This window comes from Altericroceibacterium spongiae, from assembly GCF_003610805.1.
In the GTDB taxonomy this organism is placed as follows: Bacteria; Pseudomonadota; Alphaproteobacteria; order Sphingomonadales; family Sphingomonadaceae; genus Altericroceibacterium; species Altericroceibacterium spongiae.
In genome coordinates, this window is the sequence record NZ_RAPF01000005.1 from 256,626 (window position 1) to 268,359 (window position 11,734).

The following is an 11,734-nucleotide window of genomic DNA, read 5'->3' on the forward strand; positions in this document are numbered from 1 at the left end:
ACCTTAAAGATCGAATGCTGATTGGCCGTCGCGGCGGGTATCGTGGATTTTGGCGGCTTCGCGACTAAGTTCTGTCCAGTCGGCAATGATCGCGTTGTAGGCCGTCGCCTCTTTGGCATCCTTTCGCTTGTTCGCGCTGATGTCATAGAGGCAATAAGCAAGGTCCTTCGCCGCTTCAGCCTTTTCGCCAATCATGCGCATCAGACGGATTGTCTCCCAAGAAAGCCCATCTTTCTCGTGAAAACGGACAAGGTGCTGCAGGCATTCCCAAATGGTCAGATGGTCATCCCCTTCAGGCTCCCATTCCTCATCCAATTCCTCGCGTGAAAGTAGCCGGACCTTACCTGCCGCGCTCTCGACGATACCCGCATGCTTCACACTGTCGACCGAGATGCCGCGAGCGCGAGCTAGATTGTCAGCAGCTCCATAATCGCCCGCCTTCATTCCGTGTTGTTCGAACCAGTTAATCGCAAAACGGGTGTCAGGATCAAATTCCCCTTGAATGCCGCCAAGATACTCATCGAGCTCTGCGTTGATTAACTGCAAAGCGGTCTTAACCGACATAGGACTATCGTCAGCTTCTAGGACGACCTGATAACGAGAAAATATACCCATCCCGGGGCCAATCGCTGATTGGGGCATGTCTGCAGGAGCAATGTTTGCAGCTTGCAGTTCTGCTATTGCATCAGGCAATTCGCGCTTCAAAGTCCGGATGAATTCTGCACGAGTGACCGGTTCCGCCGCGTCATCCCTCTTCCGGCAAACGAGAACGACAGAATTCGCAAGTGCGTTGGTACCGGAAGCGATCATGCGGTTTGCCATCTCAGTGCGCATTGGCCAGGTCCCGACAACCGCATATCCTGCTTCAATAACTGCCTGAAGAAATGTTGCCCACCCCGTAGAGCTTATTCCCTCCTCTTTTACTTCGCTTTGCTTAAACGCGTAATAAATCGTAGCAGGAATATCTTCTAAACTATTTTCGACCATTTTTCGGATTGCCTTGGTCATTCCCTCAATAAAGAATTGCTCGGCACCATCGCGCCCTCCATGCCTAGAGGCAATTGCAACGAGTTCTTCAGATTTGGGCGTTGAAATGACAGAGAAAATCTCTGGCGCGACGTTCTTTAGAGCAGGTCGAAGTAGGCTGTAGAAAAAATCTGATAGAATAGAATATGCGATATTGTCATAGTAAGGTGGGTCGGTAGATATGGCCGCCGCTTTTGGTATTTGCGCACTTTGTGCATCTTGTTGACTTTCCGAACCGGATGAGTTCGGAGAAAATTTCTCAATAGCCTTAAAGATCCATTCGCAACATGATGACCAATTGCCAGTTGAGGATGAAAACGGATTCCCTTCGGCGTAATCCCAAGTCATTGGAATGCCTTGGCGTGCGAACGTATTGCGAAGAATGGTCCGGCTAGAATCCCAGCTGCAGATGGTACTACCGCGATCAGCAAGCTTGGTGATCGCGAACGAAAGATAGATACTTATGGCATTGGCATATGTGCCAGCAAGTGAAATGCCGTCTCCCTGACCGGAGCATTCTTCGGACAAGCCGACCGCGATTGCATCTTCGAACACCTTTTTTCGCAGATCGGGAAGAATGTTCAGAAATGTGAGCAATGCCGTCAACTGCCGGTCGTTAAACAGGCTCCCCCAAGTTGTTAGCCCGTAAGCTGAACAAACCCCGCCGGTAATTTCCGCCCTTGTCGGTGTTTCTCCTGCGAGAAAAGTATCGCGGGCCTCGCTGATTGCCGCGTCCCCCTTCAATCCGATAAGGACATTCTCGTGATCTTGTGACGGAGATGCATAGGCGCGACCGCCATTGCCCTCAGCGACTATGGCAATAAGCTTCTGTCCTAGCCGACCAGCTTTACCTTCTCGCCTTATGTATTCGCGCGGGATGGCGGTATCGGAAAGCAAACAAATAAAATCCTGCCCCTTCCCGGCTTTTGTTCCACTACGTGCGACCTCTAATTCAGACTTAGAGAACGGCCCTTGTTTGATTTCATAATCAATGCACCTTGCGGACTTATTGACTTTGGGAAAAATCATGGCTTCCCGACCGGCATAGGCTGATAACAGAAAAGAACTTACGAGGGGAACATGTGCGCCGCCGAACGCAGGGTCCGGGCTCGCGACGGTCCGCGCCCATATCCAAGCGATTACGGTTGCGTCGCCACCGCCATACGGCTTCGGCAGGGGCGCTTGAGGGTATAGATGTCCCACACGCCTCCAAGCTTCCTCCCGCATCCATTCCCCATAGAACTTGACGTCTTCAGCCAGTCCCTCCGCATTTCGGTAAAAATTCCTTTCTTTTGCTCCACCGTGGACCGGGTCGGCGTTCTTGAATCTTGGGGGAATCTCAATCATCGACTTCCCGATCATCACCGCCACTGGGTTCAAGTCAGAACCAAAGGAAGGAAGACCAAGTCTCTGCGCCTCAAGCGGAATCGAGCCTCCGCCCGAGAAGGGATCGTATACAGGGGGAAGCTCGCCGCCACAGCTCTTGCGAATCTCCGCTCGTGCTTTTTCGAGGACCTCTTCGTTCGTCGAATTCTCCCACTTCACCAGATCTTCGATGATGGTAAACAGCCGCTTGCGCTCAGCTTCCTGAGCCTCGTGCGTCGGAAATTCCTCGAGGTTGCTCGACGGGTCATCGACCAGCTGTGCGAACAAGACAGCTCGGCAAGCCGCAAGAGGGCGCCGCGCCCACCAAAGGTGCAGGGTCGACGGGTGTCCGTGGCGGATCGACTTCTCGCGCGCTGAAGCCTCGTTGATGGCCTCGAGCGGGATCGCGACTTCGATGAGCTTCTTCTTATAGGTCTTTGTCATGTTCGATAACCAGTCGGTAGGTGGCGGGATGAAGTGCAAGCACTTCGCGTTCCCGAAGTTGAATTAGATGGTCGCCGGGGACTTCGATCGGGTCTCCGTCAGGATCGCTGAGAACAAGCACATAGTTTTCGCTGCGCTCGAGCATGCCCCAGATTACCGCATCGAGTTCCAGCGGCTCGCGTTCGAGGCAATGATCCTTTGCCCAATAATGCTTGAGGAGGTCGCCATCCTGCGACCTTTGCTCCCAGGGAAATGATGCACCATTGGCTTTTCCGATCGTGCAGCCCTGATCGTTGAAGAATGAGCCGTCACCGTCTTTGCGGAACCCTTGTGACAGGGCGAAACGCTCCATGATGTGAGGCTTCACATCAGGCGGTTTCCGAGGATGGACGACTGTCGGTTCGGCTGCGTTTGGATTTTCGCCCGTGTCATCGTTGTCGGAGACATCGTCTCCAGCCGCATGAGTATCTGGCTGCTCAGAATCGTCATCGGGAAATGCATCGTCCTCTTCATCGTCGTCAAATGCTTGCTCTGTGTCGTTGGTGAGCGAAGGATCGCGGCTGGGCGCTGCTTTGATAGCTGTTTCATCGCCGACGACCGGGTTCTGCACCCTGGGTACTTCAGCTTCGGGAAGGAGATCGAAATTCTCTTCCATGTAGCTACGCACGAAAGCCGCATCCCTGTCGAAGCAGAGCTTGATCGCATCGACGATGTCAGCGCGACGGAATGCCTTGCCAATCTCCTGCGCTACGCTCTTGGCCAGTTTGGCCAGCGGCTTGCGCTCTGCGTAGAGGCACTCATCGATCCAAAGAACATCTGCCCTTCGGGCCGTCCCCGCGGGCTTCCCTTCAATGTAGGGAAGCGTCTCCAGTTCTGCGCAGCCATACCAGAGTGTCTCGCTGAGCTGAGCCGCCAGCACGCGCAGCTTATCGGAATCGTCCCCATCCTCCAGCTTGATCCGCAGGAGCATGAGTCCGAGCTCTCGCAGCCATGGCCGTGCCTCGCCTCTGCTATCCTCAATCTGATCGAGTTCCAGTCGCTCATCGATTTGCGCCGCGAGAGCCGGCAGCTGTGAAAACGGCATGGCCTCGACCACTTCCACCGGAAGCAGCCGCAGGTCGGCCGTCTGTTTTTTCACCCAAGGATGCAGGTGAGCGAATGCAGTCAGAGTCTGCATTGAAAGGCTGAACTTCAGATCCGAGATTGGAACCCATTCGCCTGCGAGATTGAGCCAATGAGCGCACTCATTCCAGATTCGAACAGGGAACCTTGGGAGCAGTCCGCGCACGCGGCGAACGTCTTCCTGCGTCAAAATCGAACCCGACTCAAGCTTGCCCAGCCAGCGCATGATGAGATCGCCGGTCGGGCGGTCTCCAACACCGATCTTGCGCCATAACGTCAGGTCACGGACGGAAGCCCTGATGACAGGGGCGTCTGGGATCTCCTCGTCTCCAGCGTTGAGGAATACGCCTTCTGAGCCCTCCCATTCCCCAGTGTCCGTCAGGATCAGTCGTTCAACTCGGAAAGCCGCGCAGATCGATTTGAAGATGTCCGTCGAGCACCCATCGATCAGTTGATCCAGGCGCCGATACCACTTCTCAACCTCGTGCGCGGGAGCTGTCTTCGAACTGGCGAGCGCACTCAGGCGCGCAAGCAACTTTTCGGGCCCCGTCGGCTGGTCGGAAACGCCGATCAGCTTCAGCCATGGCTTGGTCGACTCGCTATCGAGCGATTTGTGGACGAAGGGCTCCACATCCATCGCTATAGCCGGTCGCGCGGCCTCATCGAAAAAGCCAATTGCCTGCTTTTGCGGCCATGCGTCGTAGATTTCGTGCGGAAGCAGCACTGCGTCCTGTGATTCCACACAGTTTCCGTCTTCGGTCAGTGCGATAGCCGCTTCCGCAATCTCGGCTTCAAAGGCTTCCTCGACAAGCGTTCCGCAGGCGCTGTCGAGTGACGTCTTCTTTCGATCCACGTCCGGCATGGCATTATAGGCTTTGGCGCGATCGGACAGCGGCAGGTCAGGTCGCTGAAGCCAATTTTTGAAAACGTCGGCCGCCAGCTTCCCGGCTCGCTCCAGCAACCAGCGATTGGTCGGCGAAACTGACGGGCTCTTGATCTTGAAGCGAGTTGGGTCCTGGATAAACGGCGCATTGATGGCGAAGGGTAGCTCGGTCTCGACACCTGTCGGCAAGACGACGAACAGTCGGCCCTCGACCCCAATCACGATTTCAATCTGGCAGGGTGGAAACTCCATCTCCTGTTCGGTGCTTAGGAGGCGCTCCTGGCGGATCTCGACCAACGCCTCAGCCGGAAAGTCCTCCGGCTCCGACCGTGCGAGCAGAAACTTCTCATCGAGGTTGTCGTGCTGCGCGAGCCACTGCGACCCTTTCACAGGACCTTCGCCGCACGAGACCCAGTGGATCAATTCCTCGCCTATCCGGATCTTGCGAATGTTCTTGAAAAACAGCAGCGAGACAGGGCTCTTGGTCCAATCTTCGAGATTTTTCTGGACCTCAGTCTTGCGGTGCCGGTCGAGAATTTCGACCCGCACTGTGGTTCCGCCATTGGCCACCTTTTTCTGATCGATCCAGAAGGGTTCGGTAAAACGCGTCCGATCGAAGCCAACTGAGAGGGTCGGGGTATAGAGTTCGACCTTATCGCCAAGGCTGAACGTGCTCTTGAAGCCTATGCCTCGGAAGCCGATAGTGTGGAGAGCGCGCTTATTCGAGTAGCCGAAGCGGCACAGCGAGGCGAAGTGCTCCTCCGTGAAATCCTCGCCATTGTGTTCGAAGACGAAAGCATCGCCGTCGATCCGTGCATGCGCTTCCGTCGCTCCGGCATCGTCGGCATTCTGCAGGAGCTCCGAAAGAATATGCCGCGGGCTCTGCACCTGCTTGAAAAGCTGGTGCCAAGGACCGGCAAGTTCCGGATCGGCCTCAAGCTGCTCCCAGCGCTTCTGGGAACGATGCCTCACAGCTTCAAAATAGGCGGGCTGCTTGCTCACCGTGGGGCTTCCGCCTTGCTCAACAAGTGCTTCAGTTCGAATTGCTGGGCAGTCACACCGAATGGCGGTTCCACCTCGAAGGGCTGCCAAACATAGGCAGGGTCGCCGGCGTCGCCATCGGCTACCAGCACCACCGCGAGGATATAGTTCTCCGGCTTGTTGAGGGAGGTGATGATCTCGTTGCGCGTGACGATCACCGTGGTTGCACCATCGACCCGGCCCTTCACTTCAATGAAGCGAAGGTGCTGGGTTTCGGGATCCAGCGAAACGATATCGTAGCCGATCTTTTGGGCGGAGACGTCTGAAGGCTCGTTTCCTAAGGCCCGCTCCGCCGCGATGACAGCGTCCATTGCCGCGCGCTCGATTGCTTTGCGAGCTTCGCTGTCCTGAGAGAACGCAGTTCCGGCAGGGTCATTTCCATGTCCCAAGCTGTCAAGCAGGCCGCGCGGGATCACGACCATTCCGCCGCGAACGCGAGGCGGCTGAGAACTGATGAACTTTTCCTCTTCCAACTGGTCCTGGCGACGCTTCAAACGCTCGGCGAGGTCTTCCGCGCGGCGCCGGGCGTTTTGCCAGCTGAGCCGCGTCTTTTTGCCAGCCTTCTCTTCTTCCTGCAGTTCGAAAGCGCGGCTGTCCCAGTAGTTGATCTCCTTCTTGAGGCGCAAGTTCACCTCGTGCTCGACCTTCGCGATCTCGGGCAGGCGACGTGCCTTCACCTCGGTAACGTGCGATTGAGCGAGTTCGACCGTGGCGAAATTGACCGCTGTCTTTTCGAGTTCCGTAGTCAGCCAATCGGCCTTCAGCTGATCCTCCGTTGCGGCAATTTCTTCGCTCGTGGCAGGCCTTAGGTTGAGATGTGGGGCAATCCCGGCGTTGACTGTGCGGCCGGTCTTGTCGATCGCCGCAAATTGCAGCTTCTGCGAAATGATGTGCTGCTTGCCCAGGCTCGTATGACGACCGTCCTGGACGCTATGCTCAAGAAGGAAGATCGCGGAAATCTCCGTGCCATCGTCGGTGTCGTCGACCAGGACTGCTCCCTGTTTCATGAGCTGATCGTACTGCTCGCGTATGATGCTGATGACGGCTTCCAGCAACGGATGCCCGGGGTAAACGAAGGTCGCGACCGGCTGCTGGTTGATCTTGCTCTTCTCGAAGCAGATGCGTTCGTACTTCTTCTGGACCGGAGCGCCGGTACCGATCTGCCTATCCCGTTCACGGATGCGGACCGGGACATGCGTTATCTCCCACCGCCCTTCCTCGCGTGGCTTGAGCTTGCCGCCGAGCTCCTGAAAGGCCTCGACAAAGAAACTCTGAATATGGTGCGGCTGCAGACGCTGCGCTTCGGCCTTCTCCATTTCGAGGCGCAGCTCGTGCACCTTGGCTTCCGGCATCGTGTCGTTGGTCAGCGCACGCCGCTTGAGCAGATCGAGCAAGTGCTGCTGGTCGACGGCACCATCGACCTGCTTGAAAAGGCGCTCGCGAACTTCATCCTGCTCGCCATACTGGATGGCCTCGAACAGCAGGTCTTTGAGTGCAACCCCTTCGAACAGTTCCCCGAGGACATCGTAAACGCGGCCACCGAGCGCCGCTCGCGCGGCTTCGAGCTTTTCCAGGAGCCGGGCATAGACCTCGCCTTCGCGGGTATCGGCCGCGACGATGTTCCAGAGGTGGCAGACTTCCTGCTGACCGATTCGATGAATACGTCCGAACCGCTGCTCGATCTTGTTCGGGTTCCATGGCAGGTCGTAGTTCACCATCAGATGGCCGCGTTGTAGGTTCACACCTTCACCGGCAGCGTCATTGGCTATGAGCACCAGCAGGTCCTTGTCCTGCATGAATCGCTCGATGACTTTTCTGCGTTCCTCGCGCGTCACACCGCCGTGAATGACATCGACCGCTTCGGGTTTGCCGAGGCGTGCGCGAACCTTGTCCGTCAGATAGTGCAGCGTGTCCTTGGGTTCGGTGAAGATGATCAGCTTCCGGCGATTGCCGTCCTTGTCGATCATCAGCTCGTCGTCGAGAATCCGGTTCAGCTGCGACCACTTGGTGTCCTCTCCCGCCTGGAGGACTTTAAGGGCCATGTCTTCGAGCCCCTTAAGCGTTTCTACTTCGAGCTTCAGCTGCTCGACCGTCTCTGCGGTTGTTGCGCCGGTCGAGATCAGATCCTCGAGTTCGTCGATTTCATCCTGACCAAACTCATCGATATTCCCCAACACTTCTTCACTGACAATGGCCTCGTTGAAACCGGCTCGCTTGCCCCGTGCAGCAAGTTGCGCTTCAGCCAGCTCGTTCTCAAGGCGCTCACGGCGACGCTTGAGTGACTGATAAATGGCTGCTGGGGAGGATGCGAGGCGCCGCTGCAGGATCTGCAGAGCGAACCCCACATTGTTGCGCTTCTTGCCATCGGTCTCGGTGAAGCGCTGGACGCGGTTCATTTCGGTCCGCACGTATTCAGTGACCGCCGTGTAGAGCGCCGCCTCCTTGGGCGACAGATCATACTTCACAGTATAGGCGCAGCGTTCCGGGAAAAGCGGGCGACCGTCGAAACGCAACAGCTCTTCCTTGGTCAGGCGGCGCATCATGTCTTCGGTATCCGCGTAGTGGACCCCGTCGCGGAAACGGCCCTCGAAACGGTCACCGTCGAGCAGCGCCATGAACAGCTGGAAGTCCTCTTCCTTGCCGTTGTGCGGTGTCGCAGACATCAGGAGCAGGTGACGGCAAACCTGGCCGAGCTTTTGACCGACCTGGTATCGCTTGGTGTATTTGACGTCCCCGCCGAAATAGGTCGCAGACATCCTGTGCGCTTCGTCGCAGATGACGAGGTCCCATTCCTGCGACTTCATCAGCTTTTCCTGGAGCTCTTCGTTGCGCGCCAGGACGTCGAGGCGCACAATCAGGCGATTGCGATCGTTGAATGGATTTCCCGATCGCGAGGTCTCGATCATATCCCGGGTGAGGATGTCGAATTCGAGATTGAACTTCTCGCCGAGTTCGTCCTGCCACTGCTCGACAAGGCTGCCGGGCGCAACGACCAGGCATCGATCGAGATCGCTCCGAGCGATCAGCTCCTTCATGAGCAGGCCGGCCATGATCGTTTTGCCGGCCCCAGGGTCGTCTGCGAGCAGGAAACGCAGGGGTTGGCGCGGCAGCATCTCGCCATAGACCGCGGAAATCTGATGCGGCAGCGGATCGACAAGGCTGGTGTGGATGGCGAGATAGGGATCGAAGTAATGGGCCAGCTTGATCCGGTTGGCCTCGGTAACAAGTCGAAGCAAAGCACCGTCGGCATCGAAAGACCACGGACGCCCACTGGCCTCAACTTCCAGACGGTATTCGTCGTCGCGGTAGAGCGTCCGCTCGGCCACCGTTCCGTTCTGATCGCGGAACACGACATTCACTGCCTGATCGCCGATCCAGTCGACGCTGACGACCTGGACGGCCTGATTGGGTGCAATGCCACGAAGAATGGCCCCACTCTTGATGTCTTCGAGCGTACTCATTTGCCCCCCGCTGCGTTCGTAGCCGTATCACTCAAGATAAGGCCCTGCGAAGCATTTGATTTGTCGAGAGCTTCTTGCACGTCCCGTTTGTTCACAGCAATGATATGCTGGCGACGAGGGTCGTCTTTTTCGGGACTTCCGAGGAGGCCAAGCTTTTTCAGAACATAAAAAAGCATCGCATACCGGACACTCACCGTGCCCTTGCCGTCGGGGAGCCCATAGTCCTTCGCAACCACCAGTTGCTGGCTCGGGGTCAAGCCGGGGTGCGGCGCGATGATGATGTCGAAATAGTTGTTCCAGAGCCAGTCGGCCTTGCCGGATTCTCCTGGGGCAGCGAGCTCTCCGACCTCGAGAATTCGCGGCAAGAGGAAGTCCTTGAAGCTGTGCTCAAGGTGGCAATAGGCCCGAACGTGCCAGCGAAAACCATCGTAGCCAAATGCATGCGGCGAAATTCGTCGCCACGTTGGTTCAGGACGAACCTTGTTCATCGATTGATAGAGAACATCGACAGATCGATCTTCCCGTATCGCTCGTAAAACGGCGCGGAGGACCTCGATATCGACATCGCGGCGCGGCGTGACCGCCACATCGGCTCTCGGAATCGCACCGAACCAGGATTCCTCAAGCGGGACCACGCCTTCAGTCACCGAGCGAAGCCGCGACAGGTAAACGTAAGGATCGGGATCGAGGAAGCGGAGCATGAACTCCGGTTCGGCAAAGTAGCGTTTCGCCCGGGTGTCGTAGCGCATGTTTCCGGGTGCCCACTCTTGGTAAAGACTCAGGTCCTTAGAGGCTTGCGGCACAGACACGCCGAACTGTTCAACCAAGTCGCCCCGGTTGATCGCCCCCTCCCAGAAGAGCCGAAACTCAATGAATTCGAGCCGTTGCTCGACACCCCAGCGCATCGCCATATCAGTCCGTATAGTTTCTAGATTGACTAATCCGTATTATAGGTATAGTTTATATACACACTAAACGAGTCGAGTCAATGCGCACGGAGGATACGATGGCGGACCGATATGTAACCAAACACGACAAGGGCTGGGCCGTAAAAGCTCCCGGCGCGAAGCGAGCCAGCAGTGTGCATGGCACGCAGAAGGAGGCCGAAAAGGCTGCCAAGAAGACGGTTGGAAATCTCGGCGGCGGCGAAGTTCGCATCCAGGGACGCGATGGTCGTTGGCGTGACTCCGACACGGTTGCACCGGGCAATGATCCCTACCCGCCCCGCGACAAGAAGCATTGATCGGCATTTTCGAAAGGCTGGCACGGTGAAGGCTTTCATTTCCTATTCGCACAAGGACGCAGACGCGCTCGACCGGTTGCACACGCATCTGGCGATGCTTCGTCGTGAGGGCGCGGTCGAGGCCTGGTTCGATCGCGAGATTCTGGCGGGCGGGAAGCTTGATGCCGAGATCACCGCGCAGCTCGAAGGGTGCAAACTCTTCTTGCTGCTTGTCAGTCCTGACTTTCTCGCTTCCGACTATTGCGTGGAGCGTGAGATGCAGCGCGCACTCGAACGTCATGCTGCAGGGGATGCCCGGGTCGTCCCGATCATCATCGAGCCTTGCGATTGGGCGGCATCGCCGCTGCGACAGCTGAAGGCGCTTCCACGCGACGGCAAGCCGATCAGCGAATGGACGAACGAGAACAACGCCTACCTCGATGTCGTGAATGAAATCCGCCGTATCCTTCGCACCGAAGACCGGCCGGATACGAAAGATGCCAGCGCGGGGGTGGCCGCCGCCACCGAAGCAGGGGGCGCGGCGAGGCGCTATCGCGTCAAGCGGGACTTTGATGAGATCGATCGAAGCGACTTTCGTACAGCGGCATTCCGATCGCTGCGAACCTACTTCGAGCAAGCCATCGCCGAAATCGATTCGATCGACGACTTGCGCGGACGCTTCGTTCCGCTGACGGAAACCTCCTTCAGCTGCACCTTGGTCAACAAGGCGCGCGACCGCGGCGTAGCGCACATCACGGTGCATTGTCGCGGGACCAGTCACGGATTCAGCGACATATTCTATTCGTTTTCGGAGAACGCGCCGGACAACACGGCGAATGGCGGCTTCAGCATCAAGGCCGACGAATACGAACTTTTCCTTGCGCCGATGATGTTTGGCTACGGGCGCGAAGATGAGCGTCTGACCCCTGAGGGTGCGGCCGAGGCGCTTTGGGCGGAATTCCTGCAGCACGCGGGAGTGACCTATGACTGAGATGGTGCGGTTCCGTTGCCAGAACTGCGGCTACCGCTTCGAGACGGAAGTGCTCGACGAGGCTGAGCGCCGGGAAGCGCGGCGCCTCGATCGCCCCACATCGGCGGTCCATTGTCCGCAGTGCCATCGCACCGACATCCGTCGCGGCTGGGAGTAGCCAAGCGCGGTCCAAAATCCCG

At 57.3% G+C, this 11,734-nt stretch carries 7 protein-coding genes and 1 pseudogene; 3 read left to right on the forward strand and 5 right to left on the reverse strand.

What is annotated here, in order from left to right; genetic code table 11:
* Positions 1-3 precede the first annotated feature (3 nt).
* The 5 genes and pseudogenes from D6851_RS11420 to D6851_RS11435 form a co-directional block, all read right to left on the reverse strand.
* Positions 4-2,835 (reverse strand): DUF1156 domain-containing protein, encoded by a 2,832-nt coding sequence (locus tag D6851_RS11420; RefSeq protein ID WP_120325011.1) that lies wholly within the window; start codon positions 2,833-2,835, stop codon positions 4-6.
* On the reverse strand, positions 2,819-5,389 hold the full coding sequence (locus tag D6851_RS11425) for a hypothetical protein (protein ID WP_238474055.1): 2,571 nt from the start codon (positions 5,387-5,389) through the stop codon (positions 2,819-2,821). The genes D6851_RS11420 and D6851_RS11425 overlap by 17 nt, the downstream gene beginning before the upstream one ends.
* A 105-nt stretch (positions 5,390-5,494) precedes the next feature.
* Positions 5,495-5,842: pseudogene (locus D6851_RS18365) on the reverse strand (sacsin N-terminal ATP-binding-like domain-containing protein); the annotation flags it as partial.
* A complete protein-coding gene (locus D6851_RS11430) occupies positions 5,839-9,342 on the reverse strand; it encodes a protein NO VEIN domain-containing protein (protein ID WP_120325013.1) in 3,504 nt (1,167 codons plus the stop codon). The pseudogene D6851_RS18365 and the gene D6851_RS11430, both read right to left, overlap by 4 nt.
* Positions 9,339-10,253, reverse strand: coding sequence for a helix-turn-helix transcriptional regulator (locus D6851_RS11435; protein WP_476561127.1), 915 nt, complete (start codon positions 10,251-10,253; stop codon positions 9,339-9,341). The genes D6851_RS11430 and D6851_RS11435 overlap by 4 nt, the downstream gene beginning before the upstream one ends.
* Positions 10,254-10,348: 95 nt before the next feature.
* Between D6851_RS11435 and D6851_RS11440 the strand changes: the two genes are divergently transcribed.
* The 3 genes from D6851_RS11440 to D6851_RS11450 are packed head-to-tail and all read left to right on the forward strand — an operon-like array spanning position 10,349 to position 11,712.
* On the forward strand, positions 10,349-10,585 hold the full coding sequence (locus D6851_RS11440; protein WP_120325014.1) for a DUF2188 domain-containing protein: 237 nt from the start codon (positions 10,349-10,351) through the stop codon (positions 10,583-10,585).
* Between the two features lie 25 nt (positions 10,586-10,610).
* Positions 10,611-11,555, forward strand: coding sequence for a toll/interleukin-1 receptor domain-containing protein (locus tag D6851_RS11445; protein ID WP_183030075.1), 945 nt, complete (start codon positions 10,611-10,613; stop codon positions 11,553-11,555).
* Entirely contained in the window at positions 11,548-11,712 is a 165-nt protein-coding gene (locus tag D6851_RS11450) for a zinc ribbon domain-containing protein (protein ID WP_120325016.1), read from the forward strand. The genes D6851_RS11445 and D6851_RS11450 overlap by 8 nt, the downstream gene beginning before the upstream one ends.
* Positions 11,713-11,734: the final 22 nt, after the last annotated feature.

What these genes read in the sequence shown, in the direction of transcription:
- D6851_RS11420 (WP_120325011.1), bottom strand. Translation starts at nt 2,835, where the DNA reads ATGACAAAGACCTATAAGAAGAAGCTCATCGAAGTCGCGATCCCGCTC.
- D6851_RS11430 (WP_120325013.1), bottom strand. Translation starts at nt 9,342, where the DNA reads ATGAGTACGCTCGAAGACATCAAGAGTGGGGCCATTCTTCGTGGCATT.
- D6851_RS11435 (WP_476561127.1), bottom strand. Translation starts at nt 10,253, where the DNA reads ATGGCGATGCGCTGGGGTGTCGAGCAACGGCTCGAATTCATTGAGTTT.
- D6851_RS11440 (WP_120325014.1), top strand. Translation starts at nt 10,349, where the DNA reads ATGGCGGACCGATATGTAACCAAACACGACAAGGGCTGGGCCGTAAAA.
- D6851_RS11450 (WP_120325016.1), top strand. Translation starts at nt 11,548, where the DNA reads ATGACTGAGATGGTGCGGTTCCGTTGCCAGAACTGCGGCTACCGCTTC.